This is a genomic window from Stenotrophomonas sp. STEN009, assembly GCF_056760395.1.
The window spans coordinates 24,256-49,343 of record NZ_JBRRES010000002.1; the positions used below are offsets into that span (position 1 = coordinate 24,256).

Sequence of the window (25,088 nt, forward strand, 5' to 3'; positions counted from 1 at the left end):
CATGGCCCGGTGGCGGCCCTCGGCCGTCAGGCGCCGGCGAAGGTGTCGACCAGCAGCTTCACATTCAGTGCCACGATCACCAGCGCGATCAACCAGGCGATCGTACCCAGCCACCGCGGCGCCACCAGTGCGCCCATGGTCACCTTGTCGGTCACGATCCGCACCAGGGGAATGATCGCGAACGGCAGCTGCATCGACAGCACCACCTGGCTCAGCACCAGCAGCTTCACCGCGCCCTGGTCGCCGAACAGCACGATCACCACCACCACCGGAATGATCGCCAGCGCCCGGGTCAGCAGCCGCCGCAGCCAGGGCGGCAGGCGAAGGCGCAGGAAGCCCTCCATCACGATCTGCCCGGCCAGCGTCGCGGTCACCGTGGAATTCAGGCCCGATGCCAGCAGTGCCACCGCGAACAGCGTCGCCGCGGCGCCCACGCCCAGCATCGGTGCCAGCAGCTGATGCGCCTGCTCGATGTCTTCCACGTCGAAGCGACCGTTGGCATGGAATACGGCCGCGGCCAGGATCAGGATGCTGGCATTGATGAACAGTGCCAGCGTCAGGGCCAGCGTGCTGTCGGTCACCGCCCAGCGCAGCGCGCTGCGGCGACCCTCGTCGGTACGCGGATACGCTCGGGTCTGCACGATGGACGAGTGGAGGTACAGGTTGTGCGGCATGACCGTGGCGCCGATGATGCCGATCGCGATGTACAGGGCGTGCGGATCGGTGACCACCTGTGCGCGTGGAATGAAGCCGCCAAGCACCGCCATGACAGGCGGCGCGGCCATCGCGATCTGGACCACGAAGCAGGCGAAGATCACCATCAGCAGCGCGATGACGAAGGCCTCCAGCGCGCGGAAGCCGCGGTTCATCAGCAGCAGCACCAGCAGCGTGTCCAGCGCGGTGATCACTGCACCCCACAGCAGCGGCAGGTCGAACAGCAGCTTCAGTGCGATGGCGGTGCCGATCACCTCGGCCAGGTCGCAGGCGATGATGGCGGCCTCGCACAGCCCCCACAGGGCCAGGTTGACCGGCTTCGGGTAGCGCGCGCGACAGGCCTGGGCCAGGTCCAGCCCGGTGGCGATACCCAGCCGCGCCGAGAGCGCCTGCAGGATCACCGCCATTAGATTGGACACGAGGATGACCGACAGCAGCAGGTAGCCGAAGCGTGAGCCGCCGGCCAGGTCGGTGGCCCAGTTGCCAGGGTCCATGTAGCCGACCGAGATCATGTAGCCCGGGCCGAGGAACGCCAGCAGGCGGAACCACCAGTGGCCCTTGTCGGGTACTGCCACCGAGGCATTGAGCGCACCCAGGCTGGCCGGGGCAGGGGCCGAAGGGTCATCGGGCGCCAGGGTGTTCATGCGCGTAATATAGCCCATGCTATATCCAATAGCAATGTGAAACAATCGTCTTTATCGCGTCACTGGTCCAGAATTCAGGTTCATTCCCGGACGACTTCGGCAGGACAGGCGCACGCGTGGGCAAGAGCGACGATTCGACATCGCCAAAGAATCCCCCCTTGATCGAGGCCGAGCGCCAGGTCGAGAGCTTCCGGCAGGTGCGCGAGGCGCACCGGATGGAACTGGTGGAGGACTATGTCGAGCTGATCTCGGACCTGCTGGCCGATGGCGGCGAGGCCCGCCAGGTCGACATCGCCACCCGCCTGGGGGTGGCGCAGCCGACGGTGGCGAAGATGCTGCGGCGGCTGGCCCGCGACGGCTGGGTCGTGCAGCGGCCCTATCGTGGTGTCTTTCTGACCGCCGAGGGCGAGGCGCTGGCCCATGCCAGTCGCCAGCGGCACCAGACGGTGGAGCGCTTCCTGTTGGCGTTGGGCGTGGATGCCGATACCGCCCGGCGCGATGCCGAAGGCATCGAGCATCATGTCAGCGAGCAGACGCTGGCGCTGTTCGAAGCATTCGTGCGCAAGGCCGAGGGCGGGTAGGGCCGGTGCCCGCGATCTGAAGGGTGGCGGTAGCGCCGGGCCATGCCCGGCGGCCGTGGAAGGAGCCGCAGATCACTCAAGCGGCGGGCAGCGCGCCTGTTCCTGTGCGCATGCCCGTGCCTGCCACAGCTTCAGCACAGGCTGCAGACCCTCATAGCGCCGCCCATGCCACCCCTTCGCCAGCACGCGACCTTCCGCGTCGATCAGCACCAGATTGGGCGGCGCGGGGCCGGCCAGGGCCTGCAGCACCGGCATGCGCGCGGCCCTGCGCGGGTCCAGCACCGGCCACGGCATGTCCTGGCGGCGCATGTAGCGGCGCAGCGCGGCCTCGCTCTCATCCTGGCTGACGTACACCACCTCGGTGTCCGCACCGGCCTCGCGCAGTGCGTCACGCACGCTGCGCAGGGTCGGCACGAAGGCATGGCAGGGCGCGCACCAGTCCGCACCGAAGTACAGCGCGATCAATCGCGGCGGCGGCGACCACTGCATCGGGCGCAGCGATCGCGCCTCTGGTCGCATCAGCGACGCCGAGACCTGCGCGTGCAGATTCTCTGCCGCGACCGGCGCGGCCATCAGCGCGCTGCCGGCGCACAGCAGAACGCGCAGTGCTTCAGAACGCATAGCGCAGGCTGACATACCACGAGCGCGCGAAGCGGGGCCCGTAGACGTAGTCGCTGTCGCGCAGCGCGCCGGCTTCAAGATCCTTCTGCCGCTGATCGAACACGTTCTTGACTCCGGCTGCCACGGACACCTCCTGTTCGGCGCCCACCCCCAGGTGGCGATGCCAGCGGGCACCCAGGTCGGTCACCCAGAAGGCACGGGTGCGGTGCAGTTCACCCAGCCGGTTGTTCAGCACTGGCATTGAACCGGTGTGGCGCAGCGCGATGAAGGTCTCCCACGGTTCCGAAGGCAACCAGCCGAGCTGGGCCAGCCCGGTCCAGCGAGGGGTCTTGAGGTAGTCGCGGCTGTCGATCACGGTGTCGCCGCCCTCGCCGGTGTCATCGAAGATGCGCTGGGGTTCGCGGAAGCGCGAGCGGTACCACGATGCGCCCGCGGTAAGACGCCATTGCGGCGAGGGTTGCCAGCCCAGATTGGTTTCCATGCCCAGTACGTCCGAGCCCGAGGCGTTGTAGCGCAGCTGGCCGAGCCGGCCATCGGCGCCGCGCAGGATCTCGCCCAGCGCAAAGGTGTCACGGATGCGCGCGTAGGAGGCGGTGGTATCCCACGTCCACACCGGCTCGGCCGGATCCGAACGCCAGTCGAAGCCGAGCAGGGTGGTCAGCGCACGTTCCTCCTTCAGGCCGTCGGCATTGCGCACGCGCACCTGCTCGCCACCGAGCGTGTCCACATGCACATCCTCGACGAAGATTTCCGGTGCGCGGAATCCGCTGGCAATGCCCGCCCGCCACTTCACGTTCTCCGTGGCCTGCCAGGCCAAGGCGACACGCGGTGAGAGCACCGCGTTGTCCAGTTCGGAACTCTTGTCCACGCGCGCGCCGATCACCAGGTCGATGTCCTCGCGCAGGCTCCATTCGTCCTGCACGAAGGCGCCCAGGTTGTGGAAGCTGGCGTCCTCCAGCACGGCCAGGCGCTGGCCGTCACCGGTCCGGTTGTCGTCGCGCAGGCGCTCGTGCTTGTACTGCACGCCGAACGCCAGGGCATGCGCGCCCAGCCGCCAGTTCAACTGGCTGTCGAGGTAATGCAGCGGATTGTGCGTGCGTCCGTATTGCCGCCAGGAGCGCGAGGCGGCGCTGCCGGCCACGGTGGGGTCGAGCTCGGAGGGATCGTATCCGGCTGCCGACGGGTCGGTGACCACATCGCCGAGACCGCCATAGAAGCTGTCGCGATCGATGTCGGCGAAGGCATAGGCGAGGCGGAAGTCGATGTCCGGGCTTACTTCCTGGTCCCAGGACACGCTGCCACGCCGGTACGTGGTGTCGAGCGATTCTGCGATGTTGGCCAGATACTCCGGCTGGTCGAGGCGGTTGCCGCCGCGCCGGCTTTCATCGGTGACCTGCACGTCCACGCGCAGCCGTGTTCCCGGTGTGGGCGCATACCAGGCCTGCAGTCCACCGACCTTGAGATCCTTGCGCGTGATCTCGGTGTAGTCATCACCGTTGTAGTCGATGCCACTGTTCCAGTTGCGCTGGGCGATCACCGACAGCCCGGCATCGATTTGCGCGGCGACCAGATCCAGCCGGACATCTGCATTCTTCTGCGGCGTGCCACGCAGCACATCCACGCCGGCCTGCACATGGCCACCACTGCGCGAGGGCAGGGGCGGAACCAGGTTGATCACGCCGGCCACCGCGCCGGGTCCATACAGCGCCGAGCCACCGCCCTTGACCACTTCGATGCGATCGACGAAGCCGGCGGGAATCTGCTCCAGGCCGTACACGCTGCCCAGCGTGGACAGCAGCGGGATGCCGTCGAACAGCAGCTGGTTGTAGGCACCCGGCAGGCCCAGCAGCTGCACTTCGCTGGTGTTGCAGTTCTGGCAGTTGCTTTCCACGCGCAGGCCATTGATCAGTTCGACCGCACGGGAGAAATCGGTGGCCGCACGCAGCGCGATGTCCTCCCTGCGCAGCACTTCGGTACGGATCGGCACATCGGCAAGCAGGCGCTCGCTGCGCGTGGCGGTACTGACCTTGACCTGCACCCGGTCCAGCTGCGTGGGCGAGGGCGTGCCGGCTAGTACCGGGGTCGACAGGGCAAAGAAGATGGCGGTGACCAGCGGAAGGTGGCACGGCGGCACGGCGTGGGGCATGGAGGCGTCGTCCTTGGGGAAGAGAGCGGCGAGGGCGACCTGGCTGGGATACATGAAAGCAAATGCTCATAGATATAGCAATTGCTATATAAAGCGCGACGCTGCTTTCATGGGCACGGCACAGGACGCCTCATCAGGAACGACGGTGTTATAACATTACAATAGACGACGTCACCCCTGCCGGATGTCATATCCGGCAGGGGTGTTCAGGCGCGGGTTCCGGGCGGGACGCCGGGTGTTACCAGGCGGCGCGCAGGCCGACCTGTGCACCGTGGTTGCGATAGCCGCTGTCGCCGCGCTGCACGCGCAGGTCGCCCCAGGCACTCCAGCGTTGCCCCAGCTGCAGCTGCGCGCCCGCCTGCATTTCGTAGCGGCTGTCGGGCGTCTTCGCGCTCAACAGCTCTTCGTTGAAGCGCATCGAGGGATCTCGCTGGCCGCGCAGCCAGTTGACCGCCAGGAAGGGTTGTACGCGATTGCCGCGCAGGGTGCTCTGTCCAAACAGACGCACACCCAGCCGGCTGTTCAGCCCGATGCTGCGGCCATCCTCGACCCGCGTTCCGTTGTCCTCAACCAGGCTGTCACTGTCGTAGTCGGTCCAGGTCAGCTGTGCCTGCGGCTGCAGGTACAGAGTGCTGGCCTCGCGGGTGCGGATCGCCCAGGCGTAGCCGAGCTCCAGCGACGCGCTGCGGACGTCCGCATCGTAGGTTTCCGCCGCAATGCCCTCGCCCTGCACATCATTGTCGAAGCGGGCAGCCTGCACCCAGCCGTCCACGTACAGACCGCCGCTGCTCTGTGCATCCTGCACCCAGCCCAGGTACACGCCTGCCGATTTGCCCTTGATCCTGCCGCGGGTGCCATAGCCGGACAGCATGGAGACTGCGCGGGTGGTGGCGTCGCCGGTGCCGAGCATCACGCCCACCTGGCCGCGCCCGTCGCTCCAGCGCCACAGATCGCTGCCCAGCTGCAGGACGTTGAGATGCGTGCGAGCATCGACCTGGCCGGCAATGCTGGCCTGGATCTGATCGCGGCCACCACGCACCCAGGTTCCCGGGCGCGCGCGGTCGAAGCCGGGCTCGCCGCGATCGTGACGACGTACCTGGAACATCTGCTTGGCCGCGATCTGGTTGGCCAGATAGGCACCCGGCTCCGGGCGCAGCACGGGTTCGGGATCGGGGTCAGGATCGGGAGGAGGAATCACCGGATCCTCCGGATCGCACTCCGGCAGGGAAGGATTGATATCGCATGGATTGCCCGTGTAGGCCGAGGTCAGGTACCAGTTGCCGTTGGCCGTCGTGGCCGAGCCTTTGTGCAGGAAGTACTCGTACATGCCGCCGATGGCGCGGCCCTGCAGCGCGAAGCTGCCGTTGCTGGCGCCATCGACCTGGACCAGCAGGATGCCGTCGACCGTCTGCGCGCCAGCGCCCGCGATGTTGTTGACAGTGACGTTGGTGGTGCCGCTGGTGGCGCCGGTCACATGCAGGCGCGAACTGGCGGCGGCGTCGCCGGCCAGCACGGTGTTGAAATGCAGGATGCCGCCGTTGCCGGTGTAATCGCCATTGACGGTCAACTGCGCATACGCCGCCTGACCCTCCGCGCCGAGCAGGATATGGCTGTCCGCGCCGAGGGTGAGGTTGCCGGTGCTGCTGTCACCGGACAGCGTCCAGCGTCCGCCCTGGTCGACGATCACCTCGGCCGGGCCGGTGATCTGTCCGGTCAGCACCAGCCCCTCGAGGAAGCGCAGGGTCGTGCTGGCGGTATCGGCGATGACGAAGTTGCCGTTGAGGGTGGACGTGCGGGCGGTGAAATCGAGTGCCAGATCGGGGTCGACTTCCACCAGATTGCCGTTGCCACCGATGAGCGTTGCGCCGTTCTGGACGGTCAGGCGTGCCAGATCGGGAGCACGGCCAATCTCCATTCTCACCTTGACGGCGGGACCGGTGGTGCCCTCTACGCGTGATCCATCCACCAGTACATGCCAGTCCGCAGGGTCCGCATAGGGGGGTTGGCTCAGTCTGGAATTTCCCAGTAGCAGGCCGATGTCGCTGCCGATGGCGGCGGAGCCATCACGCAGCTCGATCGAGCCGGCCAGGCTGCGCATGCCGATGGCTCCGGAGAAGGTCGAGCGCTCGGCAACGATGGTGCCGCCACCACTGGCCTGAGCACCAATGGCGGCACCCGACACCTTGCTGTCGATGAGCTGGACGAAGCTGAGAGGCTGAGGGGTGGGGGCGTTAACCAGCGCGCTGGTTGAAAGGCCGACGCCGCTGGCATTCGTGTTGACGATCTCCGACCTGAGGAAGCGGCCCTGCGAGTTGGTTATCGATGCTCCCGCTCCCGACACATTGCTGGTAATGGTCGTGTCCGTCGCATTGACGACGCCCCCCTCGCGGGCACCCACGCGACCCACACTGACGCCATTGAGGTTCAATGTTCCCTCGACGGAAAAATCTCGGCCCTCATAAGGGCTTCCCGGATCCACCGTCAGCGTGGTGCCGGCCGGGACCGAAACTGACTGGGCATGACCTGTCAGCGGCACGCCGACGCAGGCCGCCAGGGCCAGCGCAAGCGGAGCGACCTGCGCGGGCAGGGCGCGTGAAGCGGATCTCATCGTGTACATGGTTTCTCTCCAGAACGTTGGATGGGCCCGTCCCCACAGGCCGGAGGCGGCACTCTGCGGGGCGACGGCCCGAAGAGCCATGCAATTCGTCTGAAACACCTGCAACGTTTTCCATCCAGCTTCAGCCAGCATCGACCTATTCAGCTGCGGAATTCGTGGGTGCTGGATAGTCCTCGCGAAGTGAAAGCGGCATGAAGCGCCCGTCAGGCTCATGCGAGAACACTTTCACCGATCTAAATCGTGATGTGGGTCACGCAATCGCCCCGGCGGCACCGGCAAACATGCTGCGGCGCAACATCGCAGCGCGGTGGCGCATGGCCACCTGTGCGATCAGCCGCGGCGGAAGGCGGCCGGGGTGCGGGCGCCGACGATGATCATGCGGATCATCGTGGAGATCTGTTCGACCAGTTCCGGATCTTTCTCCGGCGGCAGGTCCATCGCGGTGGCGCCCATCGCGAACACCAGGCGGGTGATCGCCTTGGCCACCAGTTCCGGTGCATGCAGCACCGCGCCGTCGAGGGCCGCCAGGCGCACCAGGTCGTGCTGCAGCTCTTCCTCGAAGTAGTGCAGCTCGCGCTCGACGGCGTGCTTGAAGTCATCCGAACCGACTGCGCCTTCGCGCAGCAGGACGTGCAGCAGCTTGTCGTCTGCGCGCAGCTGCTCCATGAAGGTCTCCACTGATACCCGCACCACGCTGGTGGCGGAGGAGGTCGCGCGCTGCCGCGCCTCGCCGATGATGGTGCGCAGCGAGCGGCCGGCCACATCGATGAGGGCCACGGCGAGTTCGTCCATGTCGCGGAACTGCCGGTAGAAGCTGTTCGGCGCGATGCCTGCCTCACGCGCGACCTCGCGCAGGCTGAGGGTGGACAGGCTGCGGTGCGGGCCGATCAGCTTCAGGGCTGCGGCCAGCAGATCTTCGCGGCTCACCGTACGGCGGGCCGGGCTCTGCGCATCTTCGGGTATCGACAGGACGGTGGCAGCGGCCATGAGGGTTCCGGTGGGGCAAGGCTGAATCATACCCAATCCGGTTCAATATACACGTGTATACACAGGTGTATGTGCGCCCGTATAGTGGCTGCCATGAGCGCTGTCGTCCGTCCGTCCCCGTTTTCCCTGCACCGCTGGCTGTCGCCCACGCTGTTCGATTTCTGGGCCGGCCAGATCAATCCGTTGTGGACGCTGCGCGAGCCCTTGGCACGCCTGGTCCGACGCGAACCAGCGGGCGAGGGCGCGGCCACCCTGATCCTGCGCTGCAACCGGCACTGGGCCGGCATGCGCGCCGGCCAGCACGTCACCCTCGGCGTCGAGCTTGAGGGGCGGGTATGGCAGCGCAGCTACAGCCCGACCCCGCTGAGTGGCCGCGAACTGGCCATTACCGTCAAGGCCGTGGAAGGGGGGCGGGTCAGCCAGCACTTGGTGAACCAGGCGCGGCCCGGTGACCTGTTCCGCATCGATGCCGCCTTCGGTGACTTCCATATGCCGGCCGCCGCGCCGGTGTTGCTGCTGGCGGCGGGCAGCGGCATCACGCCGATGCGCAGCCTGCTGCGCGAGGCCTGCCAGCGACCGCTGGGCGCGCCGGTGGACCTGTTCTACTGGGAACGCACAGCGGCCGCCATCCAGTTCCGTGACGAACTGCATACGCTGGCGACAGCGACGCCGGGCCTGCGCGTGCACCTGCTGACCACCCGCGAGGGCGAGGTGCCGGCCGCGCGCATCGATACCCACGCCCTGCAGATTCCCGGCGATGACACGCCGCTGGCACAGCGCCATGTACTGGCCTGTGGCCCGGACGGCTTCGTTGCCGCCGCGCGCCGCCGCCTTGCGCATCAGGTGGCCGGTTTCCAGGCGGAAGCCTTCACGCCGCCCGCGCCGCTGCTGGATGCCGACGGCGAAGGCGAGGTGTCGCTGACCCTGGCACGCAGTGGGCGCCAGCTGCGCGTGCCGCGCGGCCGCTCCCTGCTGGAGAGCCTGGAAGCGCAGGGCATCAAGCCCCGGCACGGCTGCCGCATGGGCATCTGCAACAGCTGCAGCTGTGAACGCGTCAGTGGCGGTACCCGCCATCTGCGCACCGGCGATACGCATTCCGAAGCGGCACAGCCCGTACGGATCTGCGTGAGTGCGCCGACCACCGACCTGACCCTGGATCTCTGAGGAACCGTTGCCATGACCCGCGCTACCGACCGTGCCCTGAGTCCTGCCGAAATGAACGCCTTCGGCCAGGAACTCGACGCGATCCGCGATCGTGTGATCGGCAGTCTCGGCGCGTCCGATACGCGCTATATCCGGCGCGTGGCCGCTGCCGTGCGCTGGTTCGGCGTCGGCGGCCGCAGCCTGCTGTTCCTGGCGGCGTTCTCGCCGCTGCTGTGGGCACCGCTGCTGTGGCCGGCCGCCATCGCCGGCACGCTCATGCTGGCGCTGTCGAAGATCCTGGAGAACATGGAGCTGGGCCACAACGTGATGCACGGCCAGTTCGACTGGACCGGCGACCCGAAGTTGAACGGCAACACCTACGAGTGGGACATCGTTGCCACCGCCGACAACTGGCGCAAGACCCACAATTTCCGCCACCACACCTATACCAACGTGCGTGGCATGGACGATGACATCGGCTACGGCCTGCTGCGCATCTTCCCGGAACAGCGCTGGAAGCCGTTCTATCTGCTGCAGCCGATCATCGCACCGATCTTCGCGCTGCTGTTCCAGTGGGGCGTGGCCGCCCAGGACCTGCGCCTGGGGCGCTGGCTGAAGGGCCGCATCAGCAGCCGCGCGATGTGGCTGCAGACCCGTCCGGTGGCGCGCAAGATGCTGCGCCAGGTGCTGAAGGATTACGTGCTGTTCCCGCTGCTGGCCGGCCCGTTCTTCTTGACCGTGATGCTGGGCAACCTGGTCGCCAACGGCCTGCGCAACATCTGGACCTACGTGATCATCTTCTGCGGCCACTTCACCGCTGAATCGGAGACGTTCCCCAAAGAATGCCTGCGCAACGAATCGCGTGGCCACTGGTACCTGCGCCAGCTGCGTGGCTCGTCGAACATCAGCGGTGGTTTCCTGATCAACGTGCTGTCGGGCAACCTCAGCCACCAGATCGAACACCACTTCTACCCGGATCTGCCGGCCAACCGCTATGCGGCCATCGCCAAGGAAGTGAAGGAGATCTGCCTTCGCTACGGTCAGCACTACAACAACGGTTCGCTGCCACGGCAGTTCGGCCAGGTGGTGTGGCGCATCCTGCGGCATGCCTTCCCGAGCAAGCCGCGCCGCCTGCCGATGCCGGACATCATGACGGCGCCGGCACCGGCCAACGCGGGCTGATCGATGCGGCCGGCCTGTGCGGCCGGCTCAGCCCGCGCTCTCCTGCGGCGCCGGCTGTTCGCGCTTTAGCCGGCGCAGAAACACCTGCATTTCCTTCCGAGCCTGCTCATCGCCCTGGTGGCTGGCCACGCTCAGGCCCCGTTGCCATGCCTCGCGAGCCGCCTGCGGCTGGCCACCCGCCAGCCAGGCCTTGCCCAGCAGTTTCCACGCCGCCGAGTAATGCGGATCAAGTGCCACGCAGCGGCCCAGATGGGTCGCCGCGCGCGCCGGATAGCCGGCGTCGAGCCAACCCTTGCCCAGCCCGAAGCGCAGCAGCGCGCTGTCGTGGCCGTTGGCGAGCAGGTCCTCCAGTGCCTCGATGGTCATGTCTGTACCTCCCGCAGGGTGTCCAGCGGCCCCGGCAGGAAGCGGCCACGGTGGAACATCAGCGGCGCACCGCCGGTCTCATTGATCTCGATGATGCGGCCGGCCAGCAGCAGGTGATCACCCACCGGCCATTGCGCATGACGGGTGCAGGTCAGGTGCGCGACCGCGCCGGCGATGCGCGGCGGCGCGTCGTCTTCGTCTGGAAGCAGGGGTACGCCGTCGAAACGATTGCGCACCTGGGGATCGGCGAACGTGCGCGCCAGTGCTTCCTGGTCCGCGCCCAGCACGCTGATCGCGAAGCGCGTGGCGCGCTGGAAGGCCTGCAGGCTCTGTGCGTGCAGGGCCAGGTTCCACAGTACCAGCGGCGGCTGCAGCGACACCGGCACGAAGGAATTGATGGTCAGGCCCAGCGGTGTGCCCCGTGCGTCGCGGGTGCAGACGATGGCCACGCCGGTAGGGAAGTGGCCGAGCAGCCGCCGCAATGCACGCGGCGGCAGACTGACCGAGGGTACCGGAGCCGGGGCGGGGAACACCCCTACCCACGGCCCGGCGTAATGGGGAGTGCCGGTGCTCATGCGCCGCCCGCCTGGCGGTAACGGCGACCGACTTCGGCCCAGTCGATGATGTTGAAGAACGCCCCGATGTAGTCCGGACGGCGGTTCTGGTAATGCAGGTAATACGCGTGCTCCCACACATCCAGGCCGAGGATCGGCGTGTTGCCGGACAGGCCGGCCGCCGCGCCCATCAGCGGGTTGTCCTGGTTGGCGCTGCTTTCAACCCGCAGGCGACCGTCGCGATCGCTGGTCAGCCAGGCCCAGCCGCTGCCGAAGCGGGTGAGCGCCGCCTTGCTGAAGGCATCCTTGAAGGCATCGAAGCCGCCGAGGTCACGGTCGATGGCCGCCGCCAGCACCTCATCCGGCGTGCCGCCGTGTGCGCTGAGCACGGTCCAGAACAGGCTGTGGTTGGCGTGGCCGCCACCGTTGTTCCGGACCGCGCCGCGCTGGGCCTCCGGCACGGCATCGAGGCGGGCGATCAGCGCCTCGACCGGCTGTTCGGAAAGGCCGGCCTGCTCGACCGCGGCATTGAGGTTGCTGACGTAGGTCTGGTGGTGCCTGCTGTGGTGGATCTCCATCGTCCGCGCATCGAAATGCGGTTCGAGGGCATCGTAGGCATAGGGGAGCGGGGGAAGCGAGTACGACATCGAAGCAGTCTCCGTAGCGAAGGCCAGGGGCTGGCCGTGGGGAGACTGTTATCGCACCTCAACATTGGTTGAGGTCAACCCGCCTGCGCCTTCATCCCCTCAACCCAGCCAATCCCTGCACGCCCCATCCACCTGATTGCCGCACGCCTGCTGCATCCGCTGCTGCAGCCGCGCCAGCGTCTGCGCGCCCTGGTGCTTGCCACTCCATGCCTTCAGCTGCCCGGCCAGGCGTTCGAAGCGCTGGCGGGTGCGCTGGTGGTAGCCCGACGGCTGTGCCTCCAGTTCGGCGATCAACGAGGCGGTCGCCTGCTCGATGCGCGGCGCATCGTCCGGCGCAAGCTTCAGCAGGCCTTCCACATACAGCACACCCCATTGCACCCGGGTCGCCGGGCCCTGCGCACCGTCGTAGGCACGCTTCAGCCACTCCAGAGCACCGGCGGTGTCGCCGCGCTGCTCGGCCAGCTCGGCCAGCTCGGGCATGTAGTAGTACGGCTGCTCGCTGCGCTTCAGTTCGGCCAGCAGCAGCGACTCCGCGCCGGCGTCGTCGCCGACCTGGCGCAGTGCGTAGACCGCGCTGCTGATCGTAGCCTGGCGTGCATGCGCATCGGTGGCGGCGGCATCGGCGGCGGCCACGCGCTGCTTGACCCGATCAACCAGAGTAGCGGGCAGTGCGCCCTTGGGCTGTTGCAGTCGGGCCAGCGATACTTCGGTCAGCGCGCGCGACAACGCGTCGTCGGCGCGGTCGCCACGCTCGGCGTCTGCGCGCTCGAGCGCGACCAGCAGTTGCTGTCCCAGGGTGTTGCTGGTGGCGGGCCCGGTACTGGCCTGCTTGACCAGCTGTACGCCCGCATAGCCCAGCAGCTCGCGGTTGCGTCGTACCTCCGCGGGGTGCGCCAGCACGGCCTGCAGCAGCTCGCGCACTTCGGTGGGCGAGGCATCGGGCTTTTCGGCTGTCGCCAAGGCAAGCAGAGCGAAACGGCGCTGCAGGGCGGCCTCCGGTGCGGCCTTGGACAGCTGGCGCAGCACGTCCTGGCTGTTGCGTTCGCCGGCCAGGCGGTTGGCGTCGACTTCCCAACCGTAGTCGCCCAACACCTGCCAGTCTTCGGCGGCCAGTTGCTCCGGCGTCGTCAATGCGGTGGCCAGGGTGGCGGCAACGGCACTGCGGCGGCCTGCGGCCACGGTCAGTGCCCGGGTCAGTTCGGCGGCATCGTTGCCGCCGGCCACGCGGGTGATTTCGTTGCGCTGTGGGTCCAGCACGATCAGGGTCGGATAGCCGCGCACGCCGAAGCGCTCGCCCCAGGCCTGCGCACCTTCCTCGTCGCCATCCAGGTAGACGGGAACGAATTTGCTGGTCAGCGCGATGAAGGCCGGGTCCTTGAACAGACCCGCCTTGAGCTGGTTGCACGGTGGGCACCAGACCGCACCCCAGTACAGCAGCACCGGCTTGCCGCTGTCGGCGGCTTCGGCGAAGGCGTCGTCGACGTCGCCCTGGCGCCAGGCGATGGCGGACGCCGGTGCGGGGGCCTCGGCGGAGTTGGCGGTGGAGCCCGGGGCCGGGGTGCAGGCGCTCAGCGCCGAAGCCAGCAGCAACACGGAAAGCGCAACGCGCATCGGCAGCATCTCGAAGGGCAGGGTGACAAGCCATTGTAGGAATGACGGCAGAGGCTGCTGATTCAGTTTGCTCATGAAGGGTGCGCTGCAGGGCATGACGTCCGCCGCCCGCACCCTCTGCCGATACACCACCCCATTGAACCCACCGGCTTGGCACGCACCTGCGGCAGGGCTCCACGCTAAGCTGACAGCATGAGCGATTTCAATTCTGCCTACGCTGCGCTGTTTGCAGAACAGGGCCTGAGCCTGGGACTGATGACGCCGGTGGCGGCGCACGGGTTGGCCGATCCGCATGAGGCGCGGCGTATCGCCCGGTTGGCCGATGACCTCGGCTTTGCCGCGCTGTGGACGCGCGACGTGCCCTTGATGGTGCCGCAGGGACCGGAGGCGACCGCGAGCGCGCTGGATGATCCCTTCCTGTGGCTGGGCATGCTGGCCGCCGCGACAGAGCGCATCGTGGTTGGCAGTGCGGCCATCGTGCTGCCATTGCGCCAGCCGCTGCAGGTGGCGAAGTCGGCCTTGAGCCTGGACCGCATCAGCGGCGGGCGTTTCGTGCTGGGCCTGGGTTCGGGTGACCGCCCGGAGGAATTCGCCGCGTTCGGCGAGGATCTGGAGGGCAGGGCCGCGACGTTCCGTGAGCGCTGGTCGTTGCTGCGGGCGGCGCTGTCGCCGCAGGCACACGAGCGGGCCGCCGTGCTGCAGGTGACCGGAGGCTTCGACGTGCTGCCTGCGCCGGCCGCGCGTATTCCGATGCTGGTGGTGGGTACCGCCAGGCAGAGCCTGCAGTGGATCGCCCGGGAGTCTGAAGGCTGGGCCACCTATCACCGCGAGGAGGCTGCCCAGGAGGGACGCATCGGTCTGTGGCAGCAGGCGTTGGCGCAACAGGGCGCGGCGGGCAGACCGTTCGTGCAGTCGATGCTGCTGGACCTGCAGGCGGATCCGCAGGCACCCGCCGAGCCGTTGCCGCTTGGCCTGAAGGTCGGCCGCGATGGCCTGCGTGACTATCTGCTGCGCGTGCATGCGCAGGGCGTGGCGCATGTGATGTTCAATCTGGTCGACAACGGCCGGCCGGTGGAGGCCGTGCTGCGCGAGATCGGGGAGCGGGTGCTGCCGCATATCCCCCGGTAGCTGTGCTGCGCCCGCCGGGCATGGCCCGGCGCTACCGACGTGTGGGCGGTGTCCTGAACGTTCGCATCTGCGTATCATTCGCATCTTCTGTCCCTGCAGGAGCCCGATGTGACCCCAGGCAATCCCATGCACCCCGTCGGACGGCTGTTCGCCGTGGTTGCCTTCATCGAGGCCATCACCTGGGCCGGCCTGCTGGTGGGCATGTGGCTGAAGTACGGCCCGCAGGCCAACGTCGCCCTGGTCAAGGTGTTCGGGCCGCTGCATGGCGTGGCGTTCCTGGTGTACGTGGCCGTGACCCTGTTCTCCGCAGTGCGCCTGCGCTGGCCATGGTGGGCCAGCGCGCTGGCCCTGCTTGCTGCTGTCCCGCCGCTGGTCACGCTGCCGCTGGAGTGGTGGTTCCGCCGTCGCGGCCTGCTGTCGCCGCGTGTGACGCGCTGACACGGCTGTTGCGGGTCCATTCAATTGAATGGGTATCAAATGCAAATACGAGCCGTTATCATTTAAGGGTGATGCCGCTGCGTGACGTGGCGGCATCGGGCGGAGCGTCGTGCTGGCGTTCTGCCGTCCTTCCCTGTCACGGCTGGTGTTCCATGCACGCACGTCCCGTCGTTCCCGGTTTGCCGGCCCTGGTGTTGGCGGCCCTGATCGGCACCATGGCCATGATGTCTTTCGTCGCCGTGATCGGCCCGGTGGTCCGGCTGCTGGGCCTGTCCGAATGGCACGCGGGCCTGTCGGTGACGGCCGCCGGCGTGCTGTGGATGCTGGCGGCTCGCCGCTGGGGCCAACTCAGCGACCGCATCGGTCGCAAGCGCGTGCTGCTGCTGGCGATGGGCGCGTACACCGGCGTCTACCTCGCGCTCGCCATGTTCATCGATGTGGCCCTGCAGGTCACGCCGCCGGTGGTTGTGTCGGTGCTGGTGCTGGTGGGCGCGCGCGGGCTGATCGGGCTGTTCTATGCCGCGGTGCCACCGACGGCCGCAGCCTTGATCGCCGACCAGGCGCCGGCCGGCCAGCGCACGCAGTTTCTCGCCCGTCTGGGCAGTGCCAATGCACTGGGGATGGTGCTGGGCCCGGCGGCAGCAGGCTGGCTGGCCTACACGCATCTTTCGCTGGCGCTGTATGTGGCCGCGCTGTTGCCGCTGCTGGCGCTGGCACTGCTGGCGTGGCGTCTGCCTTCGACAGCGCCGGCAGCGGCGGCATCGTCAGCACGACGGACACCCCTGCGCCGTCTGGACCGGCGCCTTCGGCTGCCCCAGCTGGCCGCGTTCCTTGCAATGGTGTCGGTGACCATCGCGCAGGTGACGGTCGGCTTCTTCGCGATCGATCGCCTCGGCCTGGCAGCGGCCGAAGGCGCGCGCATGGCCGGCATCGCACTGACGGCTGTGGGCGTCGGGCTGATCCTGGCGCAGGCACTGGTGATGAAGCTGGAGGCGCCACCGCGGCGCTGGATCGTGCTGGGTGCATTGATCGCCGGTATCGGCTTCGCCTCGGTCGCCGCCGTGCAGCAGTCCTGGCAGCTGCCGGCGGCTTATGCGCTGGCGGCATTCGGCATGGGCTTCGTGTTCCCGTCGTTCCAGGCGCTGGCCGCCGATGCGGTGCAGGCACACGAACAGGGTGCCGCCGCCGGAACGGTCGCTGCGGCACAGGGGCTGGGCATGGTGGTCGGGCCGATGCTCGGCACGCTGTTGTATCGGGGCGGGCCGAGCCTGCCGTATCTGCTGGTCGGTGTGCTGCTGCTGTTGCTGTGCGTGCTGGCGGCAACGCACCGGATGAAGGAGGCGACATGAACGATTCGCTCAGGGACGATGCATGGCAGGAGACGGCGCCGTTGCCGTTGCCGGCTGCGGATGACCCCACGCTGTTCCTGCTGCAGCATGCAGGGCAGCATGTGCATGTGCGTGGCTGTCGTGCGGCGCTTGCGTCCGGTCCGCTGGTGACGCTGGCCGGGCGCGTGGCTGCGTTCTTCGCGCAGCAGCGGGGCGGGCCGGGCCTGCTGGTCGGAGCGATTCCGTTCGAACCACGTGCCGACGATGCGCTGTACCAGCCCGAACGCGTGCTGCCTGCGTTGCCGGTGCAGCCGCAGGCTGCGCCTGCGCTGGAGGGTGTCGTGCAGGCCGAACCTTCGGCGGACGACTACGCCGCAGCGGTGGATAGGGCAGTACAGGCCCTGCGTGATCCCCGACAGGACCTGCACAAGGTGGTACTGGCGCGCAGCCTGTTGGCACACACACGCCACGCCCTGACGCCCGATGTGCTGCTGGCGAGACTGGGAGCCGATCCGTCGGTAGCGACCTACGCGGTGCCGCTGCCGGTGGAGCTGGGCCAGGCCCCGGCATGGCTGGTCGGGGCGACGCCCGAGCTGCTGCTGCGCAAGCGCGGCGCGCAGGTGCTGTCGCACCCGCTGGCCGGCTCAGCCCGACGCAGTGCGGATCCGGTGCAGGACGAGCGTGCCGCGCAGACCCTGCTGGCGTCGGCCAAGGATCACGACGAGCACCGTCATGTGGTCGAGGCCATCGTTGATGGCCTCTCTCCCTATTGCAGCCATATCGACGCGCAGGCGCGGCCGGTGCTGCATGCCACGGCCACCATGTGGCACCTGGGCACCCGCATCCATGCCACGTTGAAGGATCCACGGGTGCCGGCCGCCGCCCTGCTGGCGCAACTGCATCCCACGCCCGCCGTATGCGGCACGCCGCAGCAGGCGGCGCTGCAGCGCATCCGCGAACTGGAGCCGGTTCCACGCGGTTTCTACGCCGGTGCCGTGGGGTGGCTGGACGCGCAGGGCGACGGCGACTGGTACGTCGCCATCCGCTGCGCACGACTGCAGGGCACGCAGCTGCGCCTGTATGCGGGCGCCGGCATCGTCGCCGGGTCGCAGCCGCAGGCCGAAGTGGCCGAAACCGCAGCGAAGTTTGCTGCCCTGTTGAACGCGTTGGGCGTCAGTGAGCCCGCGCCCCCGACCGAGCCCCTCGCATGAGCCGATCTCCTTCCCGCCTGCCATTGCAGCAGGTATGGCCCGAAGACCGGGTCGCCCACTATCGCCGGATGGGGCATTGGCGCGGGGAGACCTTCCCGGCCTTCCTGCGCGAGCGCGCCGAACGCTACGCCGATGACATCGCGGTGGTGGCAGGTGATGTCCGACTGAGCTATGCGCAGCTGTGGCACGAGGCCGGGCGCATTGGCAGCGGCCTGCTGGCGCTGGGCCTGCAGCCCGGTGAACGGGTGCTGGTGCAGCTGGGCAACAGCGCGGGCTTCATCGCCACCGTCTGCGGCCTGTTCCGCGCCGGCCTGGTACCGGTGTACGCGTTGCCCGCGCATCGCATCACCGAGCTGGTGCACTTCGCCACGAAGGCCGAGGCCAGTGCCTTTGTCACCGCCGATGTGCACGAGGGTTTCGATCATCGCGGGCTGGCACGGGCACTGCAGGCGGAGGTGCCGGCCCTGCGCCAGGTGGTGATCGACGGCGATGCGGAGGAGTTCGTCGCGCTGGCGAACCTGCAGGGCGACCGCAGCCAGCTGCCGGCCGACCCGGATCCGCAGTCGGTGGCGTTCCTGCAGCTGTCAGGTGGCAGCACCGGCCTGTCCAAGCTGATTCCGCGCACGCACGACGACTACATCTATTCGTTCCGTGCCAGCAACGCGATCTGCGGGATCGACCGCGACAGCGTGTATCTGGTCGCATTGCCGGCCGCGCATAATTTTCCGATGAGCTCGCCGGGCTTCTTCGGTGCGCTGTATGCCGGTGCCCGCGTGGTGCTCAGTCCGGGGCCGGGCCCGGATGTCGCGTTCCCGCTGATTGCACGCGAGAAGGTGACCTGCTGTGGGCTGGTGCCGCCGCTGGCCCTGCTGTGGGCGCAGGCAGCGGCATCGACGAAGCACGATCTGTCCAGCCTGCGGGTGCTGCAGGTGGGCGGCGCAAAACTGGTGCCGGAGGCCGCGCGGCGCGTCATCGATGGCCTGGGCTGCACGCTGCAGCAGGTGTTCGGCATGGCCGAAGGCCTGGTGAACTACACCCGCCTCGACGATCCCGAGGAACTGGTGGTGGCCTGCCAGGGACGTCCGATCAGCCCTGACGACGAGGTCCGTGTGGTCGACGACCACGACCAGCCGGTTGCCGAGGGCGAGATCGGACATCTGTTGACCCGCGGCCCGTACACCATCCGTGGGTACCACAACGATGCCGCGGCCAACGCGCGCTCGTTCACCGACGACGGCTTCTACCGCACCGGCGACCGCGTGCAGCAGCTGCCCGGGGGATATCTGGTGGTGCAGGGGCGTGCCGGGGACCACATCAACCGTGCCGGCGAGAAGATCTCCGCCGAGGAGATCGAAGACCATCTGCTGGCCCATCCGGGTGTGTTCGATGCGGCGGTGGTGTCCATTCCCGATGAGTACCTGGGCGAGCGCAGCTGTGCCTTCGTCATCCGCCAGGGCGAGCCGATCACGGCGCCGGCACTGAAGGCCTGGATGCGCAGGCGCGGGCTGGCGGCGTTCAAGGTGCCGGACCAGGTGGTGTTCGTGGACAGCTTCGATACAACAGCGGTCGGCAAGATCAGCCGCCGCGAACTGCGTGCGCAGCTGCGTGCGCGTCATCTGCAACAGACAGGAGGAACGCGCTGATGGCGCTGCCCCGCATTGCTTCATATTCCCTGCCGACCGCCAGCGAGTTACCACAGCCGCGCGGCCCCTGGCACCCGCAGCGCGAGCGGATCGCGTTGCTGGTGCACGACATGCAACGCTACTTCCTGGCAGCGTTCGACGCGGACAGCGAGCCGCTGCGCCCCGCCGTGGACAACGTCGCGCGCCTGCTGGCGCATTGCCGGGCGCAGGGAATTCCCGTGTTCTATACCGCCCAGCATGGCGATCAGGACCGGCGCGACCGCGGCCTGCAGGCCGACCTGTGGGGGCCCGGCATGCGCCGGAGTGACGAACATGAGCCGATCATCACCGCGCTGGCCCCGCAGCCGGGCGAGCACGTACTGGTCAAGCATCGCTACAGCGCGTTCCAGCGCAGCAACCTGGAGACGCTGATGCGCGCGCGCGGGCGCGACCAGTTGCTGGTGACCGGTGTGTATGCGCATATCGGCTGCACCGCGACCGTGGTCGAAGCCTTCCAGCGTGATATCGAGGCATTCATCGCCGCGGATGCGGTCGCCGACTTCTCGCGCGCCGATCATGAGCAGGCGCTGCACTGGATCGCACGGACCTGTGGCGTACCGATGACCACCGGCCAGCTGCTGGAGACACTGTGATGGATAGGACGGGCGATGTGCTTGACCTGGAAAGGATGCGCGCGGACGTGGCGCGCGTGCTCGAATGCGAGCCGGCCGACATCGGCGATGACGACAACCTGATCGATCTCGATCTGGATTCGATGCGCATGCTCGGCCTCGTTCTTGCGTGGAGCAACACTGGCCTTCCGCTGGAGTTCTCGCAGCTGGCCGAGCACACCACGCTGCGCCAGTGGTGGCAGGTGGTGCAACGGCTGCAGGCCGCACAAGGCGCATGAACGGTGCGGCGCCAGCCTCACCGGTGGCATTGACCGAGGCCCAGGCGGGGCTGTGGTATGCCCAGCGCCTGGCTCCCGACAACCCTGCATTCAACACGGCCCATGCCGTATGGATCGACGGCGCGCTGGACGTGGCGGCGTTCACGGCCGCCGCCAACCAGGCGGCGGCAGAGGCGCAGGCGCTCGCACTGCGCTTCACGGAAGGCAGCGATGGCCAGCCGCTGCAATGGCATGAGCCGGCGCATGTACCGCTGCTGGCAGTCCATGATCTTTCCAGCGCTGCCGATCCGGTGGCCGACGCCAACGCCGCGATGCGGGCCGACCGGCTGAGCCCGGTCGATCCCACCCGCGACCGGATCAGCCAGCAGGTGCTCTACGCACTGGGAGGCCAGCGCTGGGTCTGGTACCTGCGCGTTCACCATCTCGCCGCTGATGGCTATGGCATGGCACTGTTCAGCGATCGTGTCTGCGCGCTGTACGCCGGGCGCGGCGGCGATGCGCTGCCGCCCCTGGCCGGTGTACTGGCCGACGATGCGGCATACCGCATCGATCCGCGTCGCGAGATGGCCGGTGCCTGGTGGCGCGACCACCTGCGGGACGCGCCGGCCGCCGCTGGTCTGGCCGGCATCGCCGCCGCCAGCGATGACGCGCTGCGCTGGGTGCAGCCGCTGGATGCCGCCTTCCGTGAAGAGCTGCTGCAGGCATCGGTGCGCTGGCTGCAGCCGTGGCCGGATGTGCTGGCCGCACTTGCGGCCGAGTACCTGCGGCGGATGAGTGCGGCCGAGGAAATGGTGCTGGGGGTGCCCTACATGGGGCGCCTGGGAAACGCGTCGGCGCGCGTGCCCGCGATGGTGATGAACGTGCTGCCGCTGCGCGTGGCCGCTGCCGAGGGCAGTGTCGAAAGCTACACCCGTGGCATCGGCCGGCAGTTGAGCCAGAGCCGCAGGCATGGCCGGTATCGCGGCGAACAGCTGCGGCGCGATCTGGGCCTGGTCGGTGCGCAGCAGCGCCTGCATGGCCCGCTGGTGAACATACAGCCGTTCTACAGGCCGCTGGCGCTGCCCGGCGTGCAGGCCACGCTGCAGGTGCTGTGCACCGGGCCGGTGGAGGATCTGGTGCTGGGCTTCCGCGGTGATGGCCAGGCCCTGCTGGATCTGGAGATCGAGGCGAACCCCGCCCTGTACAGCGACGCCGACGTGCAGGCGCATGCGCAACGGCTGCTGCATTTCGTGTCGGCGGCGCTGGATGCCGACGACATTGCCAGCGTGCCACTGGCCACCGCGGCAGAGGTCACGCAGGTGGTTCACAGCTTCAACGCGACCACCCATCCATTGCCTGCAACCACACTGGTGGAACTGTTGCAGCAGGGCATGGATCGCGACCCTCAGGCAACGGCGCTGGTCTGCGGCGACGCCACGCTTGAGCATGCCGCGCTGGAGGCACGCAGCTTCGCACTGGCCGCACAGCTGCGCGCGCTGGGGGTGGGGCCGGGCAGTGTGGTGGCGGTCGCGCTGCCGCGTTCGATGGAGCTGGTCATCGCCCTGGTGGCCGTGCTGCGTGCCGGCGCCGCCTATCTTCCGCTGGATCCTGCACATCCCGACGAGCGCCTGGCGCGCATCCTGCGCTCGGCGCGTCCGGCCTGCGTGCTGGCCGACAGCACGATGGCGCACCGGGCCGCAGGCGTGCCGGTGCTGCCGCCCGATCAATGGATGGCACAGGGGTCTGCCGCGCCCTGGCCGGACCCGGCGCCGGATGATGCAGCCTATGTGATCTACACCTCCGGCTCGACCGGCGAACCCAAGGGCGTGGTCATCGAGCACCGCGCCATCGTCAACCGCCTGCTGTGGATGCGCGAGCACTACGGCTTCGGCGCAGACGACCGCGTGCTGCAGAAGACGCCCGCCACGTTCGACGTGTCGGTCTGGGAGTTCTTCCTGCCGCTGCTGTGCGGTGCAACGCTGGTTCTCGCGGGTCCGGATGCGCATCGTGATCCCACCGAGCTGGGCCGGCTGATCCGCGCGCAGGGCATCACCACCGCCCACTTCGTCCCGTCGATGCTGGACGCCTTCCTCGCGGCGCCCGCCTCGCAGGGCCTGCAGCTGCGTCGGGTGTTCACCAGCGGCGAAGCGCTCGATGCCTCGCTGCGCGACCGCTTCCATGCCCGCATCGACGCGCAGCTGCACAACCTGTATGGGCCTACCGAAGCCGCGGTGGACGTCAGTTACTGGCCGGCCCCGGCAGGCGATCGCTCACGGCCGGTGCCGATCGGCTTCCCGGTCTGGAACACCCGCCTGTATGTGCTTGACGCAGGCATGCGACCCTTGCCGGTGGGCGTGCCGGGCGAGCTCTACCTGGGCGGCGTGCAGCTGGCACGGGGCTACCTGGGCCGCGACGATCTCACCGCCGGACGTTTCCTGGCCGATCCCTTCGTGGCGGGCGAGCGCATCTACCGCACGGGGGACGTTGCACGTTGGCGCAGCGACGGAGCGGTCGAGTATCTGGGCCGCAGCGACCATCAGGTGAAGCTGCGCGGTCTACGCATCGAGCTGGGGGAGATCGAGGCGGCGCTGCGGGAACTGCCCGGCATGGAGCGCGTGGAAGTGCTGCTGCGCCACGACCTTCCCGGTGACCCACGGCTGGTCGCCTATGTGCCGGTGGCAATGGCCGACGCCGCTGCCCTGCGCGCGCACCTGGCGGCGCGCGTGCCGGACTACATGGTGCCGTCGGCGTTTGTCGGGGTCGATCACTGGCCGGTGACCACCAACGGAAAGCTGGATCGCAGCGCGCTTCCGAAACCGCCGGAGGTCGGGATGACCGGTGTCGCACCGCGCACGCCACTGGAACATGCGCTGGCCGCCTTGTTCGCACAGGCACTGGGCCGTGAGCAGGCCGTTGCGGTGGATGCGGACTTCTTCAGCCTGGGGGGCGACTCGCTTTCGGCCGTGCACCTGCTGCTGGCCATCGAACAGCGCTGGCGCTGCGAGCTGGGCCTCGGCGTTCTGTTCGCGGAGCCGACGGTGGCGGCGCTGGCCCGGCGTATCGCCGAACCCCCGATGCTGGCCGATCATGCCTTGGGCCCGGTCATCGCGTTGACCACGACCGATGGGACTGAACCCCCGCCGCTGTTCGTGCTGCACCCGGCAGGCGGCATCGCCTGGAACTACCGCGCGCTTGCGCGTGCGCTGCAACCGGCGCGGGCCGTGTACGGGCTGCAGTCGCCGGCACTGGACGCCGCGCAGCCGCTGCCGGCCAGCATCGAGGCGATGGCCAACGAGTACGTGCAGCGTGTAGTGACCTTGCAGCCGCGCGGGCCGGTGCACCTGCTCGGCTGGTCGGTGGGGGGGATCATCGCCCAGGCGATGGCCGTGCGCCTGCACGAGATCGGTCGCAAGGTCGGCGAGCTGGTCCTGCTCGACGCCTATCCCAGTGAGTGCTGGCGGGCCGAGCCGGAGCCGGATCCGATCGCCGCACTGCGGGCGTTGCTGGCCATCGCCGGCCACGATCCCGACGCTCACCCGGAGCTGGACAGCCGCGAGCGCATTCTGGCCTTCCTGCGTCGAGGTGGCAGTGCGCTGGGCGGCCTGCCCGACGTGGTGCTGGACGGCGTGGTGCGCGCGGTCACCGGAACCAACCGCCTGATCCGCGAGCACCACCACCGGCCATTCGACGGCACCCTGGTGCATGTGCGCGCAGGGCGGGACCACCAGGCACGACCACAGCTGCAGTCGGCGCTGTGGAAGGCGCACGCGCGCACGGTGCAGGCGCTGGAACTGCCGTTCCTGCATGCCGAACTGACCGGCCGTGATGCGGTGGCGCAACTCGCGCCATGGCTGTCGGCGCGACTGCGGCATTGGGATGAACAACAGGAGATCGCAACATGCAGTTGACCGGTTTTGAGGGTCGCGTGGCGCTGGTGACCGGCGCAGCCGGGGGGATCGGCACCGCGCTGGTGAAGCTGCTGGTCGCCGCCGGCTGCCAGGTGGTGGCCACCGACCGCGAGTCGCCCGCGATCGTGGGCGAGCGCGTCCATGCCTGTGCGCTGGATGTCAGCGACAGCGCAGCGGTCGATGCGCTCATCGACCAGGTAGAGGCGAAGATCGGACCGATCGCCCTGGCGGCCAGTGTGGCCGGCGTGCTGCAGGTCGGCGCGGTGACGGATACCTGTGATGCCGATTGGCGCCGTGTTTTCTCGGTCAACGCTGACGGTGTGTTCCATCTCGGCCGCGCACTGGCGCGGGTGATGTCACCGCGCAGACAGGGCGCCATCGTCACCGTCAGCTCGAACGCCGCAGGCGTGCCGCGTCACGGCATGGCGGCCTACGCTGCCTCGAAGGCGGCAGCGACCATGTTCACCCGTTGCCTGGGCCTGGAGCTGGCGCCACTGGGCATCCGCTGCAACATCGTCGCACCCGGTTCGACGCTGACGGCCATGCAGACCGGCATGTGGGAAGACGCGTACGGTGCCGAGCGGGTGATTGCCGGCAACCTCGACACCTACAAGGCGGGCATTCCCCTGCGCAAGCTGGCTACGCCGGAGGACGTTGCCCAGTCGGTGATGTTCCTGCTGTCCGAGCAGGCCGGGCATGTGGCGATGAGTGACCTGTACGTCGACGGCGGCGCCACGCTGCGCGGCTGACC

21 protein-coding genes are annotated in these 25,088 nt (G+C 68.4%); 12 read left to right on the forward strand and 9 right to left on the reverse strand.

The features are described 5' to 3' along the window. Positions 1-26: 26 nt before the first annotated feature. Entirely contained in the window at positions 27-1,358 is a 1,332-nt protein-coding gene (locus tag ACVOMM_RS01165; protein WP_481525828.1) for an Nramp family divalent metal transporter, read from the reverse strand. A 116-nt stretch (positions 1,359-1,474) separates the two neighbouring features. On the opposite strand from ACVOMM_RS01165, the gene mntR reads away from it, so the two are divergent. Next, positions 1,475-1,939 (forward strand): manganese-binding transcriptional regulator MntR, encoded by a 465-nt coding sequence (gene mntR, locus ACVOMM_RS01170; protein ID WP_053517818.1) that lies wholly within the window; start codon positions 1,475-1,477, stop codon positions 1,937-1,939. Positions 1,940-2,011: 72 nt separating this feature from the next. On the opposite strand, the gene ACVOMM_RS01175 is transcribed toward mntR, so the two are convergent. The 4 genes from ACVOMM_RS01175 to fabR form a co-directional block, all read right to left on the reverse strand. Then, positions 2,012-2,560 (reverse strand): thioredoxin-like domain-containing protein, encoded by a 549-nt coding sequence (locus ACVOMM_RS01175; protein WP_481525771.1) that lies wholly within the window; start codon positions 2,558-2,560, stop codon positions 2,012-2,014. Further along, positions 2,550-4,706 (reverse strand): TonB-dependent receptor plug domain-containing protein, encoded by a 2,157-nt coding sequence (locus ACVOMM_RS01180; protein ID WP_481525829.1) that lies wholly within the window; start codon positions 4,704-4,706, stop codon positions 2,550-2,552. Before ACVOMM_RS01180 ends, ACVOMM_RS01175 begins: the two co-directional genes overlap by 11 nt. A 238-nt stretch (positions 4,707-4,944) precedes the next feature. Then, positions 4,945-7,323, reverse strand: coding sequence for an autotransporter family protein (locus tag ACVOMM_RS01185; RefSeq protein WP_481525772.1), 2,379 nt, complete (start codon positions 7,321-7,323; stop codon positions 4,945-4,947). A 330-nt stretch (positions 7,324-7,653) separates the two neighbouring features. Continuing rightward, a complete protein-coding gene (gene fabR, locus ACVOMM_RS01190) occupies positions 7,654-8,310 on the reverse strand; it encodes an HTH-type transcriptional repressor FabR (RefSeq protein WP_053517811.1) in 657 nt (218 codons plus the stop codon). A 93-nt stretch (positions 8,311-8,403) separates the two neighbouring features. On the opposite strand from fabR, the gene ACVOMM_RS01195 reads away from it, so the two are divergent. Together ACVOMM_RS01195 and ACVOMM_RS01200 are read left to right on the forward strand one after the other, a co-directional pair. After that, positions 8,404-9,474, forward strand: coding sequence for a ferredoxin reductase (locus ACVOMM_RS01195; protein WP_197600077.1), 1,071 nt, complete (start codon positions 8,404-8,406; stop codon positions 9,472-9,474). Positions 9,475-9,486: 12 nt separating this feature from the next. Further along, on the forward strand, positions 9,487-10,635 hold the full coding sequence (locus tag ACVOMM_RS01200; protein WP_053517809.1) for a fatty acid desaturase family protein: 1,149 nt from the start codon (positions 9,487-9,489) through the stop codon (positions 10,633-10,635). 27 nt (positions 10,636-10,662) lie between these two features. On the opposite strand, the gene ACVOMM_RS01205 is transcribed toward ACVOMM_RS01200, so the two are convergent. The 4 genes from ACVOMM_RS01205 to ACVOMM_RS01220 form a co-directional block, all read right to left on the reverse strand. Continuing rightward, entirely contained in the window at positions 10,663-11,001 is a 339-nt protein-coding gene (locus ACVOMM_RS01205) for a tetratricopeptide repeat protein (RefSeq protein WP_180875296.1), read from the reverse strand. Then, positions 10,998-11,576 carry a flavin reductase family protein gene (locus tag ACVOMM_RS01210; RefSeq protein ID WP_481525773.1) on the reverse strand — a complete coding sequence of 193 codons (579 nt, stop codon included), beginning with the start codon at positions 11,574-11,576 and terminating at the stop codon, positions 10,998-11,000. The genes ACVOMM_RS01205 and ACVOMM_RS01210 overlap by 4 nt, the downstream gene beginning before the upstream one ends. Then, a complete protein-coding gene (locus tag ACVOMM_RS01215; RefSeq protein WP_180875294.1) occupies positions 11,573-12,202 on the reverse strand; it encodes a superoxide dismutase in 630 nt (209 codons plus the stop codon). The genes ACVOMM_RS01210 and ACVOMM_RS01215 overlap by 4 nt, the downstream gene beginning before the upstream one ends. Positions 12,203-12,301: 99 nt before the next feature. Beyond that, positions 12,302-13,822 (reverse strand): thioredoxin family protein, encoded by a 1,521-nt coding sequence (locus ACVOMM_RS01220; RefSeq protein ID WP_481525830.1) that lies wholly within the window; start codon positions 13,820-13,822, stop codon positions 12,302-12,304. A gap of 183 nt (positions 13,823-14,005) precedes the next feature. On the opposite strand from ACVOMM_RS01220, the gene ACVOMM_RS01225 reads away from it, so the two are divergent. The 9 genes from ACVOMM_RS01225 to ACVOMM_RS01265 all read left to right on the forward strand — a co-directional run bounded on the left by ACVOMM_RS01225 (position 14,006) and on the right by ACVOMM_RS01265 (position 25,086). Next, complete coding sequence (locus tag ACVOMM_RS01225) at positions 14,006-14,941, forward strand: TIGR03571 family LLM class oxidoreductase (RefSeq protein ID WP_164152566.1); 936 nt, start codon at positions 14,006-14,008, stop codon at positions 14,939-14,941. A gap of 126 nt (positions 14,942-15,067) precedes the next feature. Next, complete coding sequence (locus ACVOMM_RS01230; protein WP_164152567.1) at positions 15,068-15,379, forward strand: DUF3817 domain-containing protein; 312 nt, start codon at positions 15,068-15,070, stop codon at positions 15,377-15,379. Positions 15,380-15,531: 152 nt separating this feature from the next. After that, a complete protein-coding gene (locus tag ACVOMM_RS01235; protein WP_262100552.1) occupies positions 15,532-16,728 on the forward strand; it encodes an MFS transporter in 1,197 nt (398 codons plus the stop codon). After that, on the forward strand, positions 16,725-17,918 hold the full coding sequence (locus ACVOMM_RS01240) for an isochorismate synthase (protein ID WP_414487398.1): 1,194 nt from the start codon (positions 16,725-16,727) through the stop codon (positions 17,916-17,918). Before ACVOMM_RS01235 ends, ACVOMM_RS01240 begins: the two co-directional genes overlap by 4 nt. Beyond that, complete coding sequence (locus ACVOMM_RS01245) at positions 17,915-19,561, forward strand: (2,3-dihydroxybenzoyl)adenylate synthase (protein ID WP_481525774.1); 1,647 nt, start codon at positions 17,915-17,917, stop codon at positions 19,559-19,561. The genes ACVOMM_RS01240 and ACVOMM_RS01245 overlap by 4 nt, the downstream gene beginning before the upstream one ends. Then, positions 19,561-20,193, forward strand: coding sequence for an isochorismatase family protein (locus ACVOMM_RS01250; protein WP_180875289.1), 633 nt, complete (start codon positions 19,561-19,563; stop codon positions 20,191-20,193). The genes ACVOMM_RS01245 and ACVOMM_RS01250 overlap by 1 nt, the downstream gene beginning before the upstream one ends. Next, on the forward strand, positions 20,193-20,450 hold the full coding sequence (locus ACVOMM_RS01255) for a phosphopantetheine-binding protein (protein WP_053517795.1): 258 nt from the start codon (positions 20,193-20,195) through the stop codon (positions 20,448-20,450). The genes ACVOMM_RS01250 and ACVOMM_RS01255 overlap by 1 nt, the downstream gene beginning before the upstream one ends. Then, entirely contained in the window at positions 20,447-24,337 is a 3,891-nt protein-coding gene (locus ACVOMM_RS01260) for an amino acid adenylation domain-containing protein (RefSeq protein WP_481525775.1), read from the forward strand. Before ACVOMM_RS01255 ends, ACVOMM_RS01260 begins: the two co-directional genes overlap by 4 nt. Continuing rightward, positions 24,328-25,086 carry a 2,3-dihydro-2,3-dihydroxybenzoate dehydrogenase gene (locus ACVOMM_RS01265; protein ID WP_128987976.1) on the forward strand — a complete coding sequence of 253 codons (759 nt, stop codon included), beginning with the start codon at positions 24,328-24,330 and terminating at the stop codon, positions 25,084-25,086. Before ACVOMM_RS01260 ends, ACVOMM_RS01265 begins: the two co-directional genes overlap by 10 nt. The last annotated feature ends 2 nt before the right edge of the window (positions 25,087-25,088 follow it).